The organism is Halopseudomonas salina, assembly GCF_014637955.1.
In the GTDB taxonomy this organism is placed as follows: domain Bacteria; phylum Pseudomonadota; class Gammaproteobacteria; order Pseudomonadales; family Pseudomonadaceae; genus Halopseudomonas; species Halopseudomonas salina.
Genome location: NZ_BMFF01000003.1, coordinates 229,457 through 250,985 on the forward strand (window position 1 = coordinate 229,457; position 21,529 = coordinate 250,985).

The following is a 21,529-nucleotide window of genomic DNA, read 5'->3' on the forward strand; positions in this document are numbered from 1 at the left end:
AGGGTATTTCAGGCAGCGTGCGGCTGCCCGTGCGTGCGCTCATCGATAACGGCTTCGCCACCCAGCCAGCGCAGGGTCTGCCAGAGGCGCGGGGGCAGATCGTCAGGGTCGAGACTGTCGATCAGATTCTTGATCTCCAGACCCAGTTCGGTATCGCCCTCGATTGTCAGGCGCCGGCGGAAAAACAGCGTATCCGGGTCTTCGTAGCGACTGGCCAGCAGCAGAAACTCCCGCCAGTTGCCACGTATCACCAGATCGGCGCGGGCATGTTCGTTCAGTTGCAGACCCAGTCGGCCGCGGGTTACGTTCCAGGCCAGCCCCAGATCCGCTACTTCCAGACGCAACCAGCGCCCCTGCAGACAATCAAAGCTGCCTTCGGCGACCGGAGCGGCGAACAACCTGGCCATACTCTTTTCGATCACCAACCGCTGCATCAGGAACGGTGTGTGACGGCCCAGGGCCAACAGGGGCCCGCCGGCCCGGAGTAAAGCCCGCGCCGGATTCAACATAGCCCCGCCTCCTCTACCCGCAGCATGCCTGGCTCACCGTACCAATACCCATTGCAGCCATCGATGGCCAGGGGCGGCTCGGCGCCCTGGCGAACCTGATCGAAACTGCGCACCACGGCCTCCATATCCCGGGCAGCCGGGCTGATGCGCAACATGTCAACGCCCATGACATTCATCCGCGGATACTCTGCCAGCAGATTGGTAATACCGGCAGACATTGTCTGGATTCCGTTGAGGGTGAACAGCGGCTGCCCTTCCTGGCTTAGCAGCGGCAGGCCTTCCGGATAGTCCTGACAGATAAAGCCACAATCATCCTTGGGGCGGTTGTCGGCACGGGCGGTAAAGCAGCGCGCCGAGTAGGCCAACGGCAGGTAGCCCCAGGCGTAGATTTCAATTTCGGGTATCTGCAGCCCCTCCTTGCGGGCCTGGCCGACCAGATTGCGCAGCAAGGCTTCGGACACTTCCACGGGCGGCACCCAGCGGGTCATGCCAAGACGCACCATTTCATCCAGGGCGTAGGCGTTGTAGAGATTCAGGGAGGGGCCACCGGTGAACTCGACACCCCGTTGCCTGAGGTATTGCACAGCGGCCATATCGTTGGCTTCTACCCGCACGTCACCGTTTTCGCAGAGTCTGCGCAGGGTGGAAAGCTCCGAGGCCGCCTCGATGAGCGCCATACCAGAAATCACCACCTCGGCATCGCTTTCACTGCGCAGATCCCGGGCCAGCCCCAGCCAGTCGTCCAGCGACAGCGCCCGGCGTTTGGAACAGACGGTTTCGCCCAGATAGATGGCATCGAGGGGCTGGGAGGCCATGCTGGCATAGAAATCCATGATCTCCTGGCGCTGCCAATAGAACAGGATCGGTCCCATCGAGAGTTTCATCTGCATCAGCTCCTTATTGCCACGGCCGGTCATAGGCGCCCAGAGTCGTCTGGCTGCCTTCCGATAATTTTTCCAGCAAGGTATTCCAGGCTGCATCCACGGCAAACGCCGAGGGTTTTGCCGCATAGCGATCAAGTGCCTGGCGCCATACCCCCGTGACCTGTTCGACGTAGCTGGGGCTGCGCTGCCGCCCCTCGATCTTCACCGCCGCCACACCTATCTCGGTCAGTTGCGGAATCAGATCGATGGTATTCAGACTGGTTGGCTCTTCGAGCGCGTGAAAACGTTTGCCGTTGACCATGAAGCGACCCTTGCACAGGGTCGGATAACCCGCCGCCTCACCATCGGCGTAGCGGTCTATCAGCACCTCGTTCAACCGCGAGGACAGGGCTTCGGGTTCCTGGCTCCAGCGCACTGCGCTGGCCGGGGAACACACGCCGCACAGGTTGGGTGATTGACCGGTGACATAGGAAGACAGATGACAGCGGCCCTCGGCCATGATGCACAGACTGCCAAAGGCAAACACTTCTATCGGCACGGGACTGGCGGCAGCGACCTGACGAACCTGATTCAGTGACAGCACCCGCGGCAGCACTGCGCGACGGATGCCGTACTGCTGGTGATAGAAATCCAGTGCTCCGGCATTGGTCGCCGAGCCCTGGACCGACAGGTGGAGGTTCAACCCGGGATGGTTACGACTGGCGTAAGCAAGCACCCCGGGGTCGGCGGCGATCAACGCATCCACGCCCAGATCCGCGGCCTGGTCTACCGCTCTCTTCCAGCGCGACCAGCCATCCGGCAACGCATAGGTGTTGACCGCAATATACAGTTGACGCCCCTGGGCGCGAATCAGACCCAGCCCGCTTTCGAGTTGCTTATCGGAAAAATTCAGGCCGGCAAAATGCCGTGCATTGGTGTCATCCCGAAAGCCGGTATAGACCGCATCGGCGCCGCAACGAAGCGCGGCCTTGAGTGCAGGCAGACTGCCCGCCGGACATACCAGTTGCATACTAGCTCCTTGCAAAAGGTCCAGATAAACGTGGAAACGATGGTCGAGCACTTTGACCCATCACCACCCAGTCTGCCTTGATCCGTATCAATTCAATGGCGAGGAACGCGAGGCGCAGGCCAAAGTGTCCTGCCGATGGCTGCGGATGTGCGCTACCGCGTTACAGGGACCTGTGCGGTTATCGAGCTGTTGCTGCAGGATGCCGTTCCAGGCTGTCGCGCATGCACCGGGGGACCCGGGCATACAGGCTATAAAGGCCCCGTTGGCAAAGCCCGCCAGAGCGCGCGACTGAAGCGCAGATGTACCAATTTCGCCGTAGGAGAGCTGACGGAACAGCTCACCAAAACCGGCCATCTGGCGGTCCAGTAAAGGGCTGATCGCCAGTGGCACATGATCGCGGGCGCTGAACCCGGTGCCGCCAGTAATCAGTATTACCTGCACCGAGGGTTCAGCTATCCATTGCGAAACCCGGGCCCGTAACTGATAGATATCGTCGACGACAAGTTGCCGATCAGCCAGCTCGTGACCAGCCGCACCCAGCAGCTGCACGAGTACGTCACCGGCGGTATCGGTATCAGGGGTGCGCGTATCGCTGACAGTCAGTACTGCGATCCGCAGCGGGGTGAATTCGCGTTGCATTGCATGCGCCATGGCCAGGCTCCTGTGAGGTTTTCCACAGCATGCATGGCCAGGCTGACGCGCAACATTGCCCCTTGGAGGTATCTAAGGGGCGAATAGGAGGGAGCCTGATCAGCTTACTCAGGGTCGCCGGGCAGGTTCCACTTGGCCATCTCGGCGCCATCCTGATCCCGCGCATCCACCCAGCGGGGGCCCGCACCGGTGTCTTCCTTCTTCCAGAAGGGTGCGCGGGTTTTCAGATAGTCGATGATGAAATGGCTGGCATCAAAGGCTGCGGCCCGGTGGGCCGAACTGACACCCACGAACACTATCGGCTCACCGGGTTCCAGCCGGCCAACGCGGTGCAGCACCTCGACATTCAGCAGCGGCCAGCGCTCGCCGGCTTCGTCGACGATAAGTTGCAAGGCCTTCTCGGTCATGCCGGGGTAGTGCTCCAGCAGCATGCCCGCGACCTCTTCGCCATCATTGAAATCGCGGACATATCCGACAAATCCGACCACCGCCCCCACGCCCAGCTGAGCCGCATGCAGACGATTAAGCATGGCGCCGGGGTCGAATGCATCAGGCTGCACGACAATGGCCATATCAGCCTCCGGTTACCGGTGGAAAGAAGGCTATTTCATCGCCGTCAGTCAGGGGGGCCTCCAGGCTGCACATTTCCTGGTTGCGCGCGCACATGACTCGCGGCTCGGCGAGCACCTCCCAAGCGTTACCGCGGGCAAGCAGCCGATCACGCAAATCGCCGACACACTGCAGCCCCGCGTCCCAGGGTATCTGTTCATGATCGGTATCCAGCAGCTCGCGGTAGCGGGCAAACAATTGCAGGGTAATCATCCGCGTTCCCCCTGCTCTTCAGCCGGCTTCTGAGCAACATAATGGCCACTCTTGCCGCCGGTTTTCTCCAGCAGACGGGTAGCCTCGATAACCATGCCCTTGTCCACCGCCTTGCACATGTCATAGAGCGTCAGCGCGGCAATACTGGCTGCGGTCAGCGCTTCCATCTCCACCCCGGTCTGACCGGCGAGTTTGCAGCGCGCCTGGATACGAACAGCATCGGGCTCCTGGGCGGTAAGCTCGACTCGAATACCGGTGAGCAACAATGGATGACACAGCGGAATCAGTTCATGGGTGCGTTTGGCTGCCATGATGCCGGCGATGCGCGCCACAGCGAACACATCACCCTTGGGATGGCCGCCATTCTGGATCAAGGCCAGTGTGTCGGGACGCATGCGCACCAGAGATTCGGCTACCGCTTCGCGAAAGGTCGCATCCTTGGTAGTAACATCGACCATATTCGCATGCCCCCGGGCGTCCAGATGGGTCAGCATAGTGCGCTCCTGTGTGTTGAGTTGCGCCTACTTTACCCCAAGCACAGGGGCAGGAGCATTACCTCCCTGGAGGGATGCCCTACCCCCGGCCGTTCAGCGCCGGAGGCTATCCGGCGGGGTGAGGTAATCGCTGCTGCTACCACGACGCCCGTGACTGCCATCTATCTCCATTCGCGCAATGCTACGCAGGTGAACCTCATCCGGGCCGTCGGCGATGCGCAATGCGCGCGAGGCAATCCACAGGTCGGCCAAGGGTGTGTCCGGAGTCAGGCCCATGGCACCGAACACCTGCATTGCCCGGTCTACCACATTGCCCAGCATGGTGGGTACCACGGCCTTGATCATCGCGATTTCTCGACGGGCTTCACGCGCGCCGACTTCGTCGATCATCCATGCGGTCTTGAGCACCAGCAGACGCGCCTGTTCGATCTCCATGCGTGAGCGGGCAATCCAATCGGAAATACTACCGTGCTGATGCAGGTACCGTCCGAAGGTCTTGCGCTCCTGAGCTCGATCCACCATTAACTCGAGGGCCAGCTCAGCCATGCCGATCGCGCGCATACAGTGGTGTACTCGGCCTGGCCCGAGGCGCGCCTGGGCCATCATGAAGCCGTCACCTTCACTGCCTAGCAGGTTGCTCGCTGGCACCCGGACGTCACGGAAAAGCAACTCACTATGGCCCTCCGGCGCCAGGTGGTGCATGACCGGGATATTACGCACGAGTTCAACACCAGGAGTATCAAAGGGCACGATGATCATGCTCTGTTGCCGTTTCGCGTCCCCTTCGGGATCGGTTTTGCCCATCACGATCAGAAAGTCGCAATCGGGGTGTGACGCGTTGGTTATAAACCATTTGCGGCCATTGATGATGTATTGGTCACCATCGCGGCGAATCAATGTCTGGATGTTGCTCGCATCGGAGGAAGCCACGTCGGGCTCGGTCATCGCGAATGCAGACCTGGTTTCGCCATTCATCAGCGGACACAGCCAGCGCTCACGTTGAGCCTCAGTGGCGAACATATGCAGCAATTCCATATTGCCGGTATCCGGCGCGTTACAGTTGAACACCTCCGATGCCCAGCTCACGCGGCCCATGATCTCTGCCAGCGGCGCATATTCCAGGTTGCTCAAGCGCGTCCCCGGCTCGTTTTCTGCCAGCGATGGCAGAAACAGATTCCACAAGCCCTCCTCGCGAGCCAATGCCTTGAGGTCCGCCATGAAGGATACTCGCTTGCCATCTCCCGCTTCCTGTTGCCATTGAGCGATCCGCGGCACAATATAGTTATCGAGAAAGTCGCGCACCCGACCACGAAGGGTCTGGGTTTGGGCACTGTAGGCAAAATCCATCTCAACGCTCCTGTGAGAAAGGGAACCACTAGCGGCAGGGACGATCTGAGCTCGAGACACTACGGGACTTTACGGGTTCGGATCGCACCGGATTGAGGGGTCATTCTCGGTTATCGCTACCTCGGGATAATTGACCAGCATCAATTCAGGTAGGGTTCTGCCTTGAATTGCCCAGGCCAAAGCCCCACATAGTCAAAAGCTATCCATGGGTTAGCTGAAATTTATTTTAGATATTCAGGGTAAGCGCCTACTATTCTCTCGTCTTCATAACCAACCGATTAATCAACAAGGAGTTAACGATGTCCGTCATCAACACCAAGATCAAACCTTTCAAGGCCCAGGCATTCAAGCAGGGCAAGTTCATCGAAGTGACCGATGCCGACCTGCAGGGCAAGTGGGCTGTTTTCTTCTTCTATCCTGCTGACTTCACTTTCGTCTGCCCCACCGAGCTGGGCGACGTTGCAGATTACTACGAAGAATTTCAGAAGATGGGCGTAGAAATCTACTCTGTTTCTACTGACACTCACTTCACCCACAAAGCCTGGCACGATAGCTCCGAGACCATTGGCAAGATCCAGTACACCATGATCGGTGACCCGACTGGCACCATTACTCGCAACTTCGACAACATGCGCGAAGAGATGGGTCTGGCTGACCGCGGTACTTTCATCATCGATCCTGAAGGTATCATCCAGGCCGTTGAAGTGACCTCCGAAGGCATTGGCCGCAACGCTGAAGACCTGATGCGCAAGGTCAAGGCCGCCCAGTACATCGCAGCCCACCCCGGCGAAGTCTGCCCGGCCAAGTGGAAAGAAGGCGAAGCTACTCTGGCTCCCTCGCTCGACCTGGTAGGCAAGATCTAAGCACTGCCAAATAACCTGGCCCGCTGCGGAGCGATGCTCCTGGTTGGCGGGCCAGGTTTTTTTTCGACTTGAATTTGTAATTAACGAGGACGGACACGCTTATGTTGGACGCCAACCTGAAGAAACAGCTGGACACGTACCTGCAGAACATCATTACCCCGATCGAGCTCAGCGTGTCCGTGGATGACAGCCCCAAGAGCCAGGAGCTCAACGAGCTGGCGACTGAGATTGCTGAAATGTCGCCGCACATCAGCCTGAACTGGAACCAGGCACAACGCACGCCGAGCATGAGCATTGCGCAGACCGGCGTACCGCCGCGCATCAGTTTTGCCGGCCTGCCCATGGGCCACGAATTTACCTCGCTGGTACTTGCTCTGCTGCACAGCGGCGGGCACCCGTCCAAGACAGACCCGGCTCTGCTTGAGCAGATCCGCCACCTGGACGGCGAGTATCATTTCGAGACCTACATTTCACTATCCTGTCAGAACTGCCCTGACGTGGTCCAGGCACTGAACCTGATGGCCACAGTAAACCCGAACATCACTCACGTGATGATCGATGGTGCATTGTTCCAGGATGAAGTCGAAGAGCGCCAGATCATGTCTGTGCCTTCGGTCTATCTGAACGGCCAGCTTTTTGGCCAGGGCCGCATGACTCTGCCCGAAATCATCAACAAGGTCGACGCCAACGCCAGTAAGCGCAAGGCAGCCGAACTCAGCAAGCAAGAGCCCTACGAGGTGCTGATTGTGGGTGGCGGCCCTGCGGGCGCAGCGGCAGCAATCTACGCCGCCCGTAAAGGTATTCGTACCGCGCTGGTCGCCGAACGCTTTGGTGGTCAGGTTATGGATACCATGGGTATCGAGAACTTCATTTCAGTGAACTACACCGAAGGCCCCAAGCTGGTCGCCAGCCTGGAAGAGCACGTCAAGGAATATGACGTGGATGTGTTCACCGAGCAGCAGGCTGTGAGCCTGACCGAAGGTGATTATGTGAAAATCGGCCTGGAAAACGGCGCCACCCTGTCTGGTCGCTCGGTTATCCTGGCGACTGGTGCGCGCTGGAGGGAGATGAATGTTCCCGGCGAACAGCAGTACCGTGGCAAGGGTGTAGCCTATTGCCCACATTGCGATGGTCCGCTGTTCAAGGGTAAGCGTGTAGCAGTCATTGGTGGCGGCAACTCGGGTATCGAAGCGGCCATTGACCTTGCCGGTATCGTCGAGCATGTAACCGTGCTGGAGTTTGCCGACACCTTGCGAGCTGACGAGGTTCTGCAGCGCAAGGCACGTTCAATGCCGAACATCGACATCATCAAGAGTGCTCAGACTACCGAGGTGCGCGGCGACGGTAACAAGGTTATAGGTCTGACCTACACCGACCGTGAGACACAGGAAAGCAAGCAGGTGGATGTTGCCGGCATTTTCGTTCAGATCGGTTTGATTCCCAACACCGACTGGCTCAAGGGTGGGCCATTGAAGTTGAGCAAGCATGGTGAAATCGAGATCGACAGCCGCGGTACCACTTCGATTCCCAACGTGTTTGCTGCAGGTGACGTTACTAACGTGCCCTTCAAGCAGATCATCATCGCGATGGGTGCAGGCTCGACCGCAGCGCTGGGCGCCTTTGACCACCTGATCCGCACACCGGCTCCGGCCAAGGCTGCAGTGCAGCAAAACGAGAAGCAAGCCGAAACGGCCTGATTGCCGACGGCTGTAAACAAAAAACCACACCAAAGGGTGTGGTTTTTTATGGCTGGGTATCTGTGTTCCTATGAACTCAGACTTGGAACCGATTAACCAGATCGTTCATTTCCACTGCCAGGCGCGATAACTCTCGACTGGAACTGCTGGTCTGCTCGGCACCTGCGGCGGACTGGGTCGACAGGTCGCGAATATTGACCAGATTCCTATCCACCTCACGGGAAACCTGAGCCTGCTCTTCGGCGGCACTGGCTATGACCATATTGCGCTCGTTGATCTGGAAAATGGCCGCAGTAATCTGCTTCAGCGCATCACCGGCCGCATTCGCCTGCTCAAGAGTCGCATTCGCCATGGTGCGGCTGATATTCATCGCCTCCACTGATTTTTCGGTGCCCTGTTGCATGGTACCTATCATATCTTCAATTTCTTTGGTCGATTGCTGAGTGCGGTGCGCCAGGGCTCGGACTTCATCTGCCACCACTGCAAAACCGCGGCCCTGCTCGCCAGCACGAGCCGCCTCGATGGCTGCGTTCAGTGCCAGCAGGTTGGTTTGCTCGGCAATTGCGCGAATAACATCCAGAACCCGACTGATATTCTGTGCCTTGTCAGCCAGCTCCTGCACTTCAGTGGAGGTGGATTCGATGGTCGAGGTCAGCTTGTCGATGCTGGTCACCGTGCGCGCTACCTGTTGCTGACCCTCGGCTGCCGTATCGCTGGTGGTTCTGGACTGTTCCGAAGTTGACACCGCATTGCTGGCAACTTCATCTACCGCAGTACTCATTTCGTTGACTGCGGTGGCTGCCTGCTGGATCTCGTCGTTCTGGCGTTGCAAACCGCGAGTGGCGTCCTCGGTGACCGCGTTCAGTTCCTCAGCCGCTGATGCCAACTGCGTTGACGAATTGCCGATACCCCGAATGGTTTCGCGCAGTTGATTCTGCATGGCGCTCAGCGCACGCAACAGACGAGCGGGCTCGTCCTTGCCGGTCACCTTGAAATCCCTGGTCAGGTCACCCGATGCCACCACCTCGGTGATATCGACCGCCTCCCGTATGGGCACTACGATGCTGCGAGTCAGCCACCAGGCGAGAAGCACGGTTAACAGTGCGGCAGCAAGAATGAAAATAACCACCACCTGTTGAGCACTGGCGTGACTGGCGCGAGACTCCTCGCTGGCTTGCGCGACCCCCTCACGCAAGGCGTTCTCAAGATCCAGGAGCGTTTGTACGAGTGAATCGGCCAGTGGGTTCAAACGCGAGTTGACCAGCACCCTTGCTTCATCTGTCTGACCTTGCAGCGCCAGCTTTGCGACCTGTGACTGGACAGCCATGAAGGCTTCCCGTTGCACCACGTAAGCGTCAAAGGCCCGCTTATTCTCCGGGGTGCTCTCTCGGCTGGCAAAGTTGGTTTCCGACTGCTTCATTTCGGCAATCAACCCCAGAATCCGGTTCTCCACCGCCTCGCGAACAGAGGGGCTCTCTTCGACCAACATCAGTAGAGTGAAACTGCGTATGCGCAGCAGGTCTTGTCCGAAGCCTGAAACGGAGAGAATATTAGGTACCCAGAGAGTCTCCACGTTCCGGGCCTGATCGCGCATATCACCCATCTCACGCATTGCCAGGGTGCCCAGCAGTACAACCAGCAAAGCGATGACGGAAAACCCGCTGACGAGTCTGGCAGCAATAGAGACGTTTCTAAGATTTATGCAAATCCACCCGTTATTATTCAGATGCGCCGGGAATAGCGCTTGAATGGTCTAACGGCTGCTCAAGCAAAACCTTGATTAAAAAAACATGTTTTTTTGCTGGGGACCAAAGTCTGCACCGCAATCCTCGTTCAGGCTCAATGGGTCGAACCGGGCAAGGCAACCACCGCCGATGACTGGTGGCGGAGCAGCCGCGCCCCGGGAGAGCGGGTCAAGCTCATCGGAATCGTCGTTTTCGACTTCAAAACCCACCGGGATCATGTTTTCGGCGCCCCATGATCATTGAAATGCTTCACCGCACGCAGAATATCGCGCCGGCTAATCTGGCCCACCAGCTTGCCGCCATCTATCACCGGAAACCGGCGACGTCCGGTCTGGACAAAACGCTCTGCAACCGAAACGATGTCAGCCTCAACGTCCACAGTGTCGACCGTTCGGCACATGACGTCTCCAACCCTCACCGCGGCCTCTTCAAAGTAGGCGCCAGTCAGTACGCCCTTCAGGCAATCGCCCTCAGACAGGATACCAACCAGCTGCTTGCGTTCATCCACGACTGGAGCCCCGGAGATACGGTGCTGCAATAACTGATCAATAGCCTTTGCCAGATCAGTGTCGGCTGCAAAACAGACCAGGTCGGCAGTCATGTATTGGTGAACCTTAACGATTTTCAGCATGGAAACTCCTTGTCTGCGTCAGTGCCGGCGTGAACTACCACCGGGCCTCGGGGCGTTAGCCGAAGACAACAGTCTTGTTGTCATGTACCAGCACCCTGTCCTCCAAGTGATAGCGCAAACCACGGGAAAGCACCATTTTTTCCACGTCTTTTCCCAGCCTGACCATATCGTCGGCGTTATGTCGATGGGTAATGCGCACCACGTCCTGCTCGATGATCGGGCCGGCGTCGAGTTCATCTGTCACGTAATGACAGGTCGCGCCGATCAGTTTCACTCCTCGCTGCGCCGCCTGATGGTAAGGACGGGCCCCGACGAATGAAGGCAAAAAACTATGATGAATGTTGATTACCCGATTGGCATATTGCTGACAGAGTTGCGGCGGGAGTATCTGCATGTAACGTGCTAGTACGATGCAGTCGGCCTGTTGTTCTTCCACGAGAGCCGCCACGCGCTCAAAAGCTGGAGCTTTGTTCTGGCTATCGACAGGCACATGATGGAAGGGTATTCCGTGCCACTCCACCATGCTGCGCAAATCGTCGTGATTGGAAATAACACTGGTAATGTCGCAATCAAGTTCGTCGCTGTGCCAGCGATGCAACAAATCTGCAAGGCAGTGTGATTCGCGACTGGCCATAAGCACAACTTTCTTTCGCACCCCTGAGTCACTTACATGCCAGTCCATTGCAAACTCCCTGGCAATGGGTGCAAAAGCTGTGCGCAGTCCATCCAGATCAAACGGCAGTGAATCAGCCCTGATCTCATGACGCATGAAAAACCATCCGGAAAGATTATCCGAATGATGATTGGCTTCGGTAATCCAGCCATTGTAGGCAGCCAGAACATTACTGACCTTGGCGACGATTCCTACCCGATCAGGACAAGCAATGACCAAACGATAAGTGCGCATAACCCGACTCCGAAAGCGGGCCTGATGGCTCGCGATTAAAAGCGGCTATTCTACCCTTTCCCCCGCGGAATAATAGCGTGTGCAACACAGCCAAGTTGCAACAATCAGCGCTGCCAAAGTTTATATTCCGGCAGTAGAAAGTAGCGCCGTTGCAAGCGATGATTGTATAAACTACAGGGCTGGCCTATTATCTGCGTGTTAAAAATTCAATCCAGCCCGGAGATCACATTTATGTCGGCATTACAGGAATTTCGTAATCTGCAGCAAACCATCCGCGAACTTACCGAGCGCATGAACTCCTTGTCCAACGACAAGAAGCTCAAGCAGGAAATCGAGTTTGAAGAAAAGTTGCGCACATTGATGGCTGAATATAACAAGTCATTGAAGGATGTTGTGGCGATTCTTGATCCTGAAAGCAAACTTGCCAATGGCAAAACCAGCAAGACTGGCGGCACCAAAAGGGCACGCAAGGTCAAGCAGTACAAGAATCCGCACACAGGCGAAGTAATTGAGACCAAAGGTGGCAATCACAAGGTACTGAAAGAGTGGAAAGAGAAGTACGGCGGTGACACTGTCGAATCCTGGGTCACCATTCTGGGTTGATCTGCGCGAAAATCCACACCCGGATTTTCTGACACCCAGTGCTCTGCGTGACAAACAAAACCCCGCAAATATGCGGGGTTTTTTATGGTTTTTTCATTTGGCGACAAGGCCTAGCGAAGCACCCCACTGCAGTGCATAGGCTCGCCAGCGCTGCAAGAGATCCACTTCTGCACCCTCCTTCCCCAGTAGGGCCTCGTCCATTGCCAGCAAGAAATCAGGCAGGGTCAGGGAGGCACCCGGGGACTCACCACCCAGACGTTTGCGGCAATATTCGTCCCACTGTTCTTTCTCGGCAGGCGCCAGACTCTCCGGGAAGTTGCGCGCGCGATAGCGCGGCAGCATATCAGCCAGCCGCTGATCACGCAGGGGCCATTGAGTCGCCGCCAGCATGGGGCCGTCCGCTTCACGGATCATTGCCAGCAGACGTCGATCGGCATCGCTGATAAAGCCATCGTAGAGCTGCGCCTCGGCATCATCGGAAAACGAACTGAGAGGGCCTTGTGACTGGTACACCGCATGGAGTTTTTCCTGGCCATTGATACGCCAGCGGGCAAGACGCTCGGCATTGTGCAAGAGCTCTGGCATGTCCAGTCCCAGTCTGTCGATATCCTGCGCACGAAGCACCTTGAGGTCTGCAAGGAAAGGGCATTTGTTGATATGTACGAGTTTCAGCCCTGGGCGCGACGCTCCTTCGGCCAGATCTTCCCGACGCTGATAGAGGCGCTCACGCAGCTGCTCAGCAGTGAGATCGGCAGGCAGGTCGGGATCACTCGCCAGATCGTAAACGATCAGCGCATTCTTGTTCTGCGGATGCCAGGCAAGCGGCAACACCAGGCCCAGACCCTGGCGCTCACGCCCGAAGCGACCAGAAACATGCACCAGGGGCCGGGTTTTCTGCAGGTCAATCATGGCCGTGACCTGATGTTTGCTACGCAGACCCAACAGGTAATCGAACAGCCTTGGTTGTGCTGCGCGCAGACATCTGGCCATGGCAATGGTTGCGCGCACATCAGCCAAGGCATCGTGGGCCTGACCGTGGTCTATGCCATTGGCCGCAGTCAGGAGTTCCAGGCGCAAACTGGTGAATCCCTCCTGTTGAGGCCAGACGATCCCCTCAGGGCGCAGGGCATGGGCCGCACGCAATCCATCCAGCAAGTCCCAGCGACTGTTGCCGCCCTGCCATTCACGCGCATAGGGATCGTGGAAATTGCGATAGAGCGTGAAGCGCGTCATCTCATCGTCGTAGCGCAGGTTGTTGTAACCCACACTGCAGGTGCCTGGCACCATCATCTGTTCATGCAGCAAATGAATGAACTCAGGCTCTGGCAGGCCGGCAAGGGCACGTTCCGGACCGATCCCGGTGATCAGGCAGGCCATGGGGTGGGGCAGCGTGTCCGGAGCAAGACGGCAGTCGATGCATAGCGGTTCACCGACCTCGTTGAGCTCTTCGTCGGTGCGCACACCGGCAACCTGCAGAGGTCTGTCTCGCCGTGGATCAATGCCGGTGGCTTCAAAGTCGTACCAGTAGAATGTCTTGCTCATACCGCTGCCCCAACCTTTTCAAAATGGCAGCGTACCCCAATGCCGCGCTTCAGGCATCCACAGGGTGCTGGAAGCGGAAATACTGTTCCAGGGAGATGGCCAGACCGGCGAAAGCCTGCTGGTTATGCACTATGCTGAAGCCGCTGTCATAGTGACCCGGGTTATCGTCCGGGCGGCACCAATGGCTCAGGGCGGTAAAGTCCAGGGGCTCGGGTGCCCCATTCACGCCCGGAAGTCTGAGTTGAAGTTCGTAGAAGCTACCGAGCATGATCGGCAGGTCACTGATAAGCATCATGCCCTGACGCGATATATTGCCCAGATAGCCCATGGGTCTTCCGGAATGGCGATTGTAGACTCGCAGATAGCTACTCAGCAGGTGCCTTTCAATGCGGCGCTGCTCCTGGTGCTGGTCAGCGCCCGGGACGGGGTGTCGCATATCAGCAACGCTCTCTCTTCAACGCCTGCAACTGCATTTTCTGCTCCTCAACACGTTTCGGACTTACCTCAACCTTTTTACCGGTGCTGTCTTCCTCATACCAGTAGATGCGCTTGTCGTAACGTGCCAATTCACTGTTCAACCGATCACAGTAGGCCTGCTGACGCGCTTGTTGCTGCACCTGCTCCTTGCGTTCGATAGCACGTTCCTCACTACGTACTTGCTGCAACCGCTGCATGTTTGCCTCGCGCTCACGGACCTGCTCGTCCCGCTCTATGATCTGCGGCTTGACCTCGACCCGCTGCGAACCCTGCTGCGGCCGCTCTCCGAAATGGACCCGGCCCTGGGCGTCAGTCCAGCGATATATTTCAGCTTGAGCTACGGTACAGGTGAGCCCAAGCCAAGCCAACAAGATGAGAGTCCGCATATTTCATCCATGATCAGGGGAAGCGACGCTGAGGCCGCCAGAGACACGAGAATATCCCAGTTCCGGCCAAGGGAAAACTGGCTCTGCGCGCATGGCAATCAGGGTTTGAGTTTCAGCTCGGCGTCGTAGTGCCCCAGAAGCCGCAGCGTTTCCAGCCTTGCGCCAGCGCGGTAGCTGTATTCGCTGTGCGGATAATGCCGCTGCAGATACCGATAAATCTGCGCCGCATCGAGATACAACAGCTGCCTCTCGAGACACAAGCCGCGCAGGAGAGAGACTTCCGGCTGATCCTGGTGAGGGCGGAATCGGCTGCGGCGCTCGGCGCTGGAGAGATGCAGCATTACCGCACCGCAGTCATCCTGCTGATAGGCCCGGTAGGCATTATCAATATCCGCGTCGTGGCCCTGCGAGGCACAACCGGCCAGGGTGGCGAAAAGGACTGTGGGTAAGAGGAATTTCATATTTGCGCCCATAGGTTCGGATATTTTGCTATCGGCCCGGGAATGCATTACTTGACCGCCCAGAACACTTTAATGCGAAAAGTCAGAAGCAGACTAAGTGGCATAGCTGTCGGTGCCCAGCTCCGAATCTTGATCTGTATCATTGTTAGCACTTGCATTTTTGATCTAGCCTTGGAGGAGGATATTTCGGCTATCGGGCGTCCTGCACACAGAGGAGCAAACGCATGAACATCAGGCATATGCTGGTGGTAATCGACCCCACGAGCGAAAACGAGCAACCAGATCTGAGGCGTGCGCAAGCATTGGCGCGCCATTTTCCCCAGGCGCGCTTTACGCTTTTTCTCTGTGATTACAACGCGGCGCTGGACGGCGGCATCCTGTTCGACACCCGCGGCCTTGAAAAGGCCAGGGAATCACTGCTCAAGCACCATGAAGATCGTCTGGAGAAGCTCGCCCGCCCGCTCCGTCAGGCCGGCCATAGCGTTGACGTGCAGGCCGTCTGGGGCAAGCGTCTGGATCGTCACATATTGCGTGTAGTACAGGAACTCCAACCGGATCTGGTACTGAAAACCACCCACCATCACAATCCGCTGAAGCGGTTGCTGCTAACCAATACCGACTGGCAATTGATCCGTCATTGCGAAGTACCGCTGTGGCTGGTCAAGCGGGCGGATGATCCGCTGGACGACATCTGCGCCAGCGTTGATCCACTGCATGAGGCGGACAAGCCTGCCGCTCTGGACCTGAAACTCATCGCCACCGCCCGCTCCCTGTCAGAAAGCGTTAAAGGCCGGATGCATCTGGTGCATTGCTTCAACCCGCTGCCACGCACAATGGTCTTTGATGCAAGTATCGTTGTTGACTACGACTCCTACGCTGATGACGTGCGCAAACGCCATGCCGGGGCCTTTGGCCAATTGGCCGACCGCAATGATGTGGCCGAAAGCTCGCGGCATTTATTGTCGGGTTATCCAGAGGAAGCCATTCCGGAGTTTGTCGAAAAGCAGGGAATCAATCTGTTGATCATGGGCGCAGTCTCGCGCTCGCGCCTGGATGCTGCCCTGATTGGTCATACCGCCGAACGACTGCTGGACGAGTGCCCTTGCGACATACTGATAGTCAAGCCAGAGGGTTTTGTGGATCCGAGCAAACCGACCGACTAGGTGGTTGATCGCATCATTGATCGGCCTCTGCGGACGATCAGTGTAGCGCGGCGGACTGTTCAGCCAACTGACGTATGGCAGACCAGTCGCCCTGACCAATCAGTGTGCGCGGTGCCATCCAGGTGCCGCCCACGCACAGTACATTCTCCAGTGCGAGGTAGGCCGTTGCACTGGCCAGGGTAATGCCACCCGTGGGGCAGAAACGCACATCACCAAAAGGCCCGGCAAAGGCCTCGAGCAGGGGTATCCCGCCGCAAGCCTGCGCAGGAAACAGCTTGAAGCGCCGATAGCCCAATCGATAGCCCGACAATACCTCCGAGGCCGTGGCTACACCCGGAAGTAAAGGCACTGGACTCTCCATACCCAACTGAAGTAGTTCGTCGGTGCAGCCCGGCGTGACGATAAACTGGGCGCCGGCGTCAACCACCGCGTGGAACTGCATGGCGTCCATTACCGTACCAGCGCCGACGCCTATCGCAGGGCGCTCGCGGCGCAGCAGTTCAATAGCCGGCAACCCGAGTGGGGTTCGCAGAGTAATTTCGACGTTATTGATACCTCCAGCAGCCAGGGCATCGATCAAGGGCAGCACATCCTGCATGCACTCGATATTGATAACCGGAAGCAGGCGCGAATGCGCAAACAAGGTATCCAGAGTCTGTGTATTGTCGATCAGGCTCATAAGCTTCCCGTCAGCCTTGTAGTCTCAATAATCGCTACTGTAAAAAACCTGTAGCGGCGGGGTGAGAAATGCCGCTACCGGCATCTGCTCAGTCGGCGCTGAAAACGCCCTGCACAGCGTGGCGTTTTTATCCTCTCCCGAGATTGCCAGCAGTTGCAACCGCGCCGTGCGCAGCACCGCACCGGTAAGTGTAATACGCGGGGAAAGATCCGGGGCCTGCGAGGGGGCGCAAAGGACCTTACCGCCGGTGCTCAACAGCTTTTCAAGATTGTCCTGCCCCGGGAACAACGAAGCGCAGTGACCATCATTGCCCATCCCCAGCACCACCACATCTAGGGGAAGCCAGGGGGCAATGGCCTGCTCCACAAGGGATGCATCCAGGCTTGGAGAGGCGCCGCGAAACAGAGGCAACCAGGTAGCCTTTGCCAAAGCGCTGGGCATGCAGCGCCGCAGCATTCCGGCATTGCTGGCTGCGTCGCTCTCCGGCACCCAGCGCTCGTCCACCAGCGTAATGGCCACCTGGGCCCAGTCCACGGGCTGCTCATCCAGGCAGCGCAAAAAGGCTTCGGGACTGCGCCCCCCAGACACGGCCAGGCGCGCGATCCCGCGCTGCCCAATCGCATCAGCCAAGGCATCAGCGATATGTCTGGACAGCGTCCATGCCATGGATTGCGGGTTACTGGCTACAGTCAGCTGCAGGCCGCGCTCGGCGGCAAGGGTCTGAAGGCTCAACGTTCAGGTACTCCATCTGCTTCACGCAAACTGGCAGTAAAGCAACTGGCACCCTGCTCCGCCGGACTCGCCGCACCGCGCATGAATGCAAACAGCTCTCGCCCCCAGCCTCTGCGCACGGGCTCATCATGCACTGCCGGTTCACGGGCGAGCCAGGCGCTCGGCGCAACTGCAACTTCAAGCCGACCGGTATCCGCATCCAGGCTCACCATGTCACCATCGCGCAGTCGCGACAGAGGCCCACCCGCGGCTGCTTCAGGGCACACATGGATAGCCGCCGGCACCTTGCCGGAGGCGCCAGACATTCGTCCGTCGGTCACCAGCGCCACCTTGAAGCCGCGATCCTGGAGCACACCAAGATAAGGAGTCAGCTTGTGCAGCTCAGGCATCCCATTGGCAGCCGGCCCTTGAAAACGCACCACTGCCACCAGATCCCGCTCCAGCTCCCCAGCCTCGAACGCCTCCATCAAGGCCTCCTGGTTGGTGAATATCCGGCAGGGAGCACTGACCTTGCGGTGTTCCGGGGCGACAGCTGACACCTTTATAATCCCGCGACCCAGGCCGCCATCGATCAACCGCAATCCGCCATCGACAAGAAACGGATCAGCTGTCCCCCTCAGGATCCCGGCATCCAGACTGTCACTCGGCCCTTCACGCCACACCAGCTCGCCCTGTTCGAATACCGGTTCACTGGTGTACAGGCGCAAGCCGTGGCCGGCAACAGTCTCGACATCCTCATGAAGCAAACCGGCATCCAGCAGTTGAGCGAACAGAAAAGCAGTGCCTCCCGCCGCCTGGAACTGGTTGATATCTGCCTTGCCGTTGGGGTAAATGCGCGCCAGCGTCGGCACAATCTCAGACAGCGCTGACATATCTTCCCAGCGCAGTTGCAGACCAGCACACTGTCCGATGGCCACCAGATGCAATGTCAGATTGGTCGAACCACCCGTGGCGAGCAGCAGAACCAGCGCATTGATCAATGCTTTTTCATCCAGAATCGACGCCAGACTTCCCTGCCCCTCTCGGGCAAGCTTCGCTGCACGCTCGGCCGCATGCACTGTAAGGGAATTACGCAGTGGCGTGCCCGGGTGCACGAAGGAAGCACCCGGTAACTGCAACCCCATGGCCTCAAGCAAGATCTGGTTGGTATTGGCCGTCCCGTAAAAAGTGCAGGTACCCGGGCCATGGTACGAGCCACTTTCAACCTCCAGCAGCTCATCGCGCGTCGCCTTGCCTTCAGCATATTTCTGGCGAACAGCCGCTTTCTCGGAATTGGGAATCCCCGACGTCATCGGTCCTGCAGGCACGAACACCACGGGTAGGTGGCCAAAGCGCAGCGCTCCCATCAGCTGGCCCGGCACAATCTTGTCGCACACCCCAAGGCACAGGGCGGCGTCAAACATATTGTGCGAGAGCGCAATGGCAGTCCCCATCGCAATCACATCCCGACTGGCCAGTGACAGCTCCATGCCTGGCTCGCCCTGGGTCACGCCATCACACATCGCCGGCACCCCGCCGGCCACCTGCCCGGTTGCGCCGTAAGCGCGTAACGCCTGGCGGATCTGCTCGGGAAAGCTTTCGTAGGGTTGATGGGCCGAGAGCATGTCGTTATAGGCTGTGACGATCGCCACATTGACCTCATCCATCATGCGTAGCCGGTCCTTGTCAGTCGGGCCACAGGCCGCCATGCCATGAGCGAGGTTGCCGCAGGACAGTTTGCGCCGACCACGCGGTAATGCTCCGGCCTCGGCCATCTGTCGCAGATAAGCCCGGCGGGTGGATTGGCTGCGCTGGCGCAGTCTTTCTGTCACTTCAAGCACAACCGGGTGCATGTCATCCCCCTGAATCAAGCATTACAAAGCCGCCAGACCACGACTTCAGTCTGTCATGGTAACCGCATATGTTCTATTGTAGTGCCCGAATAGAGACCATAGACCACCGCTTTGAATAGGGAAATACCATGACCCTGCGTCGCACCAAGATCGTCGCCACCCTGGGACCTGCCAGCAGTAGCCGTGAATGTATTGCTGCATTGATTGATGCCGGCATGAACGTCGCCCGCATGAACTTCTCCCACGGCACCGCAGACGAACATCGTGAGCGCGCCAGACTGGTCCGCGAAATTGCCCGGGAAAAAGACGTTCACGTTGCGTTATTGGGCGATCTGCAGGGCCCCAAGATCCGCATCGCACGCTTTACCGATGGCAAGATCAGTCTTGAAAAAGGGGACAACTTCCGGCTTTCGATCAGCCATCCGCTGGATGAGGGCAACACGGACGTGGTGGGCATCGACTATCCCGATCTGGTCACAGACTGCCGTGCCGGTGATGAACTGCTGCTTGATGACGGCAGGGTCGTCCTGCGGGTCGACAGTGTAGGCAAGGACGAGGTGCGCTGTACGGTTACCATCGGCGGTCCGCTGTCCAACCACAAGGGCATTAACCGAAGGGGCGGCGGTCTCTCGGCAGCCGCCCTGACCGACAAGGACCGTGTCGACATCACCCTTGCCGCAGAACTCGATATGGAATACGTAGCCGTCTCCTTTCCCCGGGATGCCGCAGACATGCACCTGGCCCGCAAGCTCCTCAAGGATTCCGAATCCCAGGCCTGGCTGGTGGCCAAGATCGAACGGGCCGAAGCGGTCGCCGACGAGGAAGCCCTGGACGGTCTGATCAAGGCCAGCGATGCGGTGATGGTAGCCCGCGGTGATCTGGGCGTAGAGATAGGCGATGCCGAACTGGTGGGTATTCAGAAACTCATCATCAGCCGCGCACGTAAGCAGAACAAGGCCGTAATCACCGCTACCCAGATGATGGAATCCATGATCAGCAGCCCCATGCCTACCCGTGCAGAGGTCTCTGATGTTGCCAATGCAGCACTCGATTACACCGACGCTGTAATGCTATCAGCAGAAACCGCAGCAGGCTCCTACCCGGTTGAAGCAGTCAAGGCCATGGACAGGGTATGCCGCGGCGCTGAAAGACAAGCCATCAGCCAACAATCAGGCCACCGCATGGGCCAGGATTTTGAACGCTGCGACGAAACCATCGCTCTCGCCGCCATGTATGCGGGCAATCACTTCCCGGGCGTCACCGCTATAATCACCCTGACCGAAAGCGGCTACACCCCGCTAATCATGTCGCGCATTCGCTCGCACCTGCCCATCTTCGCCCTCTCCCCCAACAGCGCCACACTCGGCCGCGTTGCATTGATGCGCGGCGTACAGGGCATCACTTTCAACCCGGCCGACATGCCCTCAAGCGACGTCAACCAACGGGCCGTCAGCCGACTACTGGACCTGGGCCACGTCGCCGCCGGCGATTGGGTCATCCTCACCAAAGGCGATGTCTACAACTCCCGCGGCGGTACCAACTCGATGAAACTGTTAAAAGTAGGCGAGCGGCTGGTGTAAGCAAAAATTCCTTATAGGGATTTAGCTTTTGACCTGGGACAGCAAACTCCACATCACTCCGACGCTGGTTGAGCGCACAGACTGGCGGGGTGGAGAAAGTGTCTGAAACAGGGACGTTTCTGACAAGCCTCCATGGATGGATTCACGGCGGCTTTCGGAACCCTGGCAGGCTGGGAGCTTCATTACTCCGAGCATCCCGCAGATGATTCTGAACAATCGAGCCAGCCAGCCCCAGGCCGAAAGTCCACGCCGACACGCTGCAAGTCCCCGCAAGCGGGCCCGGCCAGCTATCACAGATCACTATCGTTCGGCTACGCGCGAAGCATGCTTCGCAAACGCTTGCCTCACCCCTATAAGCTCGACGCTGGCATCCCTGCCAGCGACGGTCGGCTTAGTCCTCTCGCCCTGCGTCTGCCCTGCCAACAGCTCCGAAACTATCTGCGAGCAAAACCGAAAAACAGAGAGACCGGCCTGAAGATTTGGCTTTTGATTTGGGACAGCAAACCCCGCATCAC

The 21,529-nt window shown here is 58.2% G+C and carries 23 protein-coding genes; 5 read left to right on the forward strand and 18 right to left on the reverse strand.

Going from position 1 to position 21,529, the window contains the following annotated elements:
* Window positions 1-8: 8 nt before the first annotated feature.
* The 8 genes from ubiT to IEV54_RS08460 form a co-directional block, all read right to left on the reverse strand.
* Complete coding sequence (gene ubiT, locus IEV54_RS08425; protein WP_150278661.1) at window positions 9-509, reverse strand: ubiquinone anaerobic biosynthesis accessory factor UbiT; 501 nt, start codon at window positions 507-509, stop codon at window positions 9-11.
* A complete protein-coding gene (locus tag IEV54_RS08430; protein WP_150278662.1) occupies window positions 503-1,393 on the reverse strand; it encodes a U32 family peptidase in 891 nt (296 codons plus the stop codon). Before IEV54_RS08430 ends, ubiT begins: the two co-directional genes overlap by 7 nt.
* Window positions 1,394-1,406: 13 nt before the next feature.
* On the reverse strand, window positions 1,407-2,402 hold the full coding sequence (gene ubiU / locus IEV54_RS08435; RefSeq protein WP_150278663.1) for a ubiquinone anaerobic biosynthesis protein UbiU: 996 nt from the start codon (window positions 2,400-2,402) through the stop codon (window positions 1,407-1,409).
* An 87-nt stretch (window positions 2,403-2,489) separates the two neighbouring features.
* Window positions 2,490-3,053: a molybdenum cofactor biosynthesis protein B gene (moaB, locus tag IEV54_RS08440; protein WP_150278664.1), complete on the reverse strand. Its 564-nt coding sequence runs from the start codon at window positions 3,051-3,053 to the stop codon at window positions 2,490-2,492.
* 104 nt (window positions 3,054-3,157) lie between these two features.
* Window positions 3,158-3,625, reverse strand: coding sequence for a molybdopterin synthase catalytic subunit MoaE (moaE, locus tag IEV54_RS08445; protein ID WP_150278665.1), 468 nt, complete (start codon window positions 3,623-3,625; stop codon window positions 3,158-3,160).
* A gap of 1 nt (window position 3,626) precedes the next feature.
* Window positions 3,627-3,875 carry a MoaD/ThiS family protein gene (locus IEV54_RS08450; RefSeq protein WP_150278666.1) on the reverse strand — a complete coding sequence of 83 codons (249 nt, stop codon included), beginning with the start codon at window positions 3,873-3,875 and terminating at the stop codon, window positions 3,627-3,629.
* Window positions 3,872-4,369 (reverse strand): cyclic pyranopterin monophosphate synthase MoaC, encoded by a 498-nt coding sequence (gene moaC / locus IEV54_RS08455; RefSeq protein WP_150278667.1) that lies wholly within the window; start codon window positions 4,367-4,369, stop codon window positions 3,872-3,874. The genes IEV54_RS08450 and moaC overlap by 4 nt, the downstream gene beginning before the upstream one ends.
* Window positions 4,370-4,462: 93 nt before the next feature.
* Window positions 4,463-5,716 (reverse strand): acyl-CoA dehydrogenase family protein, encoded by a 1,254-nt coding sequence (locus IEV54_RS08460; protein ID WP_150278668.1) that lies wholly within the window; start codon window positions 5,714-5,716, stop codon window positions 4,463-4,465.
* Between the two features lie 299 nt (window positions 5,717-6,015).
* On the opposite strand from IEV54_RS08460, the gene ahpC reads away from it, so the two are divergent.
* Both ahpC and ahpF read left to right on the forward strand, forming a co-directional pair.
* Window positions 6,016-6,579, forward strand: a complete 564-nt coding sequence (gene ahpC / locus IEV54_RS08465) for an alkyl hydroperoxide reductase subunit C (RefSeq protein ID WP_150278669.1) — start codon at window positions 6,016-6,018, stop codon at window positions 6,577-6,579.
* 101 nt (window positions 6,580-6,680) lie between these two features.
* A complete protein-coding gene (gene ahpF / locus IEV54_RS08470) occupies window positions 6,681-8,276 on the forward strand; it encodes an alkyl hydroperoxide reductase subunit F (RefSeq protein WP_150278670.1) in 1,596 nt (531 codons plus the stop codon).
* A gap of 76 nt (window positions 8,277-8,352) precedes the next feature.
* Here the strand turns inward: ahpF and IEV54_RS08475 are convergent, their stop codons facing one another.
* The 3 genes from IEV54_RS08475 to purU form a co-directional block, all read right to left on the reverse strand.
* Window positions 8,353-9,978 carry a methyl-accepting chemotaxis protein gene (locus IEV54_RS08475; protein WP_150278671.1) on the reverse strand — a complete coding sequence of 542 codons (1,626 nt, stop codon included), beginning with the start codon at window positions 9,976-9,978 and terminating at the stop codon, window positions 8,353-8,355.
* 257 nt (window positions 9,979-10,235) lie between these two features.
* Window positions 10,236-10,652 carry a CBS domain-containing protein gene (locus IEV54_RS08480; protein ID WP_150278673.1) on the reverse strand — a complete coding sequence of 139 codons (417 nt, stop codon included), beginning with the start codon at window positions 10,650-10,652 and terminating at the stop codon, window positions 10,236-10,238.
* Between the two features lie 55 nt (window positions 10,653-10,707).
* Entirely contained in the window at window positions 10,708-11,559 is an 852-nt protein-coding gene (purU, locus tag IEV54_RS08485) for a formyltetrahydrofolate deformylase (protein ID WP_150278674.1), read from the reverse strand.
* 231 nt (window positions 11,560-11,790) lie between these two features.
* Here purU and mvaT point away from each other — a divergent pair, with 231 nt between their 5' ends.
* The gene (gene mvaT, locus IEV54_RS08490) at window positions 11,791-12,162 is read left to right on the forward strand and encodes a histone-like nucleoid-structuring protein MvaT (protein WP_150278675.1); all 372 of its coding nucleotides are present in this window, start codon (window positions 11,791-11,793) and stop codon (window positions 12,160-12,162) included.
* A gap of 93 nt (window positions 12,163-12,255) precedes the next feature.
* Here mvaT and sbcB read toward each other — a convergent pair whose 3' ends face one another.
* The 4 genes from sbcB to IEV54_RS08510 form a co-directional block, all read right to left on the reverse strand.
* On the reverse strand, window positions 12,256-13,704 hold the full coding sequence (gene sbcB, locus IEV54_RS08495) for an exodeoxyribonuclease I (protein WP_150278676.1): 1,449 nt from the start codon (window positions 13,702-13,704) through the stop codon (window positions 12,256-12,258).
* Window positions 13,705-13,753: 49 nt separating this feature from the next.
* On the reverse strand, window positions 13,754-14,140 hold the full coding sequence (locus IEV54_RS08500; protein ID WP_150278677.1) for a PilZ domain-containing protein: 387 nt from the start codon (window positions 14,138-14,140) through the stop codon (window positions 13,754-13,756).
* Between the two features lies 1 nt (window position 14,141).
* Entirely contained in the window at window positions 14,142-14,567 is a 426-nt protein-coding gene (locus tag IEV54_RS08505; RefSeq protein ID WP_150278678.1) for a DUF4124 domain-containing protein, read from the reverse strand.
* A gap of 98 nt (window positions 14,568-14,665) precedes the next feature.
* Complete coding sequence (locus IEV54_RS08510; protein WP_150278679.1) at window positions 14,666-15,028, reverse strand: tetratricopeptide repeat protein; 363 nt, start codon at window positions 15,026-15,028, stop codon at window positions 14,666-14,668.
* 224 nt (window positions 15,029-15,252) lie between these two features.
* On the opposite strand from IEV54_RS08510, the gene IEV54_RS08515 reads away from it, so the two are divergent.
* On the forward strand, window positions 15,253-16,191 hold the full coding sequence (locus IEV54_RS08515) for a universal stress protein (protein ID WP_150278680.1): 939 nt from the start codon (window positions 15,253-15,255) through the stop codon (window positions 16,189-16,191).
* Window positions 16,192-16,228: 37 nt separating this feature from the next.
* Here IEV54_RS08515 and IEV54_RS08520 read toward each other — a convergent pair whose 3' ends face one another.
* From IEV54_RS08520 to edd, 3 genes are read right to left on the reverse strand one after another with little or no spacing between them, the layout of a single operon-like run.
* Window positions 16,229-16,870: a bifunctional 4-hydroxy-2-oxoglutarate aldolase/2-dehydro-3-deoxy-phosphogluconate aldolase gene (locus tag IEV54_RS08520; RefSeq protein WP_150278681.1), complete on the reverse strand. Its 642-nt coding sequence runs from the start codon at window positions 16,868-16,870 to the stop codon at window positions 16,229-16,231.
* 24 nt (window positions 16,871-16,894) lie between these two features.
* Window positions 16,895-17,602 (reverse strand): 6-phosphogluconolactonase, encoded by a 708-nt coding sequence (gene pgl, locus IEV54_RS08525; protein WP_150278682.1) that lies wholly within the window; start codon window positions 17,600-17,602, stop codon window positions 16,895-16,897.
* A complete protein-coding gene (gene edd / locus IEV54_RS08530) occupies window positions 17,599-19,434 on the reverse strand; it encodes a phosphogluconate dehydratase (protein WP_150278683.1) in 1,836 nt (611 codons plus the stop codon). The genes pgl and edd overlap by 4 nt, the downstream gene beginning before the upstream one ends.
* Window positions 19,435-19,562: 128 nt before the next feature.
* Between edd and pyk the strand changes: the two genes are divergently transcribed.
* The gene (gene pyk / locus IEV54_RS08535; RefSeq protein WP_150278684.1) at window positions 19,563-21,014 is read left to right on the forward strand and encodes a pyruvate kinase; all 1,452 of its coding nucleotides are present in this window, start codon (window positions 19,563-19,565) and stop codon (window positions 21,012-21,014) included.
* The last annotated feature ends 515 nt before the right edge of the window (window positions 21,015-21,529 follow it).

What these genes read in the sequence shown, in the direction of transcription:
- purU (WP_150278674.1), bottom strand. Translation starts at nt 11,559, where the DNA reads ATGCGCACTTATCGTTTGGTCATTGCTTGTCCTGATCGGGTAGGAATC.
- ahpC (WP_150278669.1), top strand. Translation starts at nt 6,016, where the DNA reads ATGTCCGTCATCAACACCAAGATCAAACCTTTCAAGGCCCAGGCATTC.
- moaE (WP_150278665.1), bottom strand. Translation starts at nt 3,625, where the DNA reads ATGGCCATTGTCGTGCAGCCTGATGCATTCGACCCCGGCGCCATGCTT.
- edd (WP_150278683.1), bottom strand. Translation starts at nt 19,434, where the DNA reads ATGCACCCGGTTGTGCTTGAAGTGACAGAAAGACTGCGCCAGCGCAGC.
- IEV54_RS08430 (WP_150278662.1), bottom strand. Translation starts at nt 1,393, where the DNA reads ATGAAACTCTCGATGGGACCGATCCTGTTCTATTGGCAGCGCCAGGAG.
- ubiT (WP_150278661.1), bottom strand. Translation starts at nt 509, where the DNA reads ATGTTGAATCCGGCGCGGGCTTTACTCCGGGCCGGCGGGCCCCTGTTG.
- IEV54_RS08510 (WP_150278679.1), bottom strand. Translation starts at nt 15,028, where the DNA reads ATGAAATTCCTCTTACCCACAGTCCTTTTCGCCACCCTGGCCGGTTGT.
- ahpF (WP_150278670.1), top strand. Translation starts at nt 6,681, where the DNA reads ATGTTGGACGCCAACCTGAAGAAACAGCTGGACACGTACCTGCAGAAC.
- ubiU (WP_150278663.1), bottom strand. Translation starts at nt 2,402, where the DNA reads ATGCAACTGGTATGTCCGGCGGGCAGTCTGCCTGCACTCAAGGCCGCG.
- moaC (WP_150278667.1), bottom strand. Translation starts at nt 4,369, where the DNA reads ATGCTGACCCATCTGGACGCCCGGGGGCATGCGAATATGGTCGATGTT.
- mvaT (WP_150278675.1), top strand. Translation starts at nt 11,791, where the DNA reads ATGTCGGCATTACAGGAATTTCGTAATCTGCAGCAAACCATCCGCGAA.
- IEV54_RS08450 (WP_150278666.1), bottom strand. Translation starts at nt 3,875, where the DNA reads ATGATTACCCTGCAATTGTTTGCCCGCTACCGCGAGCTGCTGGATACC.
- IEV54_RS08500 (WP_150278677.1), bottom strand. Translation starts at nt 14,140, where the DNA reads ATGCGACACCCCGTCCCGGGCGCTGACCAGCACCAGGAGCAGCGCCGC.
- pyk (WP_150278684.1), top strand. Translation starts at nt 19,563, where the DNA reads ATGACCCTGCGTCGCACCAAGATCGTCGCCACCCTGGGACCTGCCAGC.
- sbcB (WP_150278676.1), bottom strand. Translation starts at nt 13,704, where the DNA reads ATGAGCAAGACATTCTACTGGTACGACTTTGAAGCCACCGGCATTGAT.
- IEV54_RS08480 (WP_150278673.1), bottom strand. Translation starts at nt 10,652, where the DNA reads ATGCTGAAAATCGTTAAGGTTCACCAATACATGACTGCCGACCTGGTC.
- IEV54_RS08520 (WP_150278681.1), bottom strand. Translation starts at nt 16,870, where the DNA reads ATGAGCCTGATCGACAATACACAGACTCTGGATACCTTGTTTGCGCAT.
- moaB (WP_150278664.1), bottom strand. Translation starts at nt 3,053, where the DNA reads ATGGCGCATGCAATGCAACGCGAATTCACCCCGCTGCGGATCGCAGTA.
- IEV54_RS08505 (WP_150278678.1), bottom strand. Translation starts at nt 14,567, where the DNA reads ATGCGGACTCTCATCTTGTTGGCTTGGCTTGGGCTCACCTGTACCGTA.
- IEV54_RS08515 (WP_150278680.1), top strand. Translation starts at nt 15,253, where the DNA reads ATGAACATCAGGCATATGCTGGTGGTAATCGACCCCACGAGCGAAAAC.
- IEV54_RS08460 (WP_150278668.1), bottom strand. Translation starts at nt 5,716, where the DNA reads ATGGATTTTGCCTACAGTGCCCAAACCCAGACCCTTCGTGGTCGGGTG.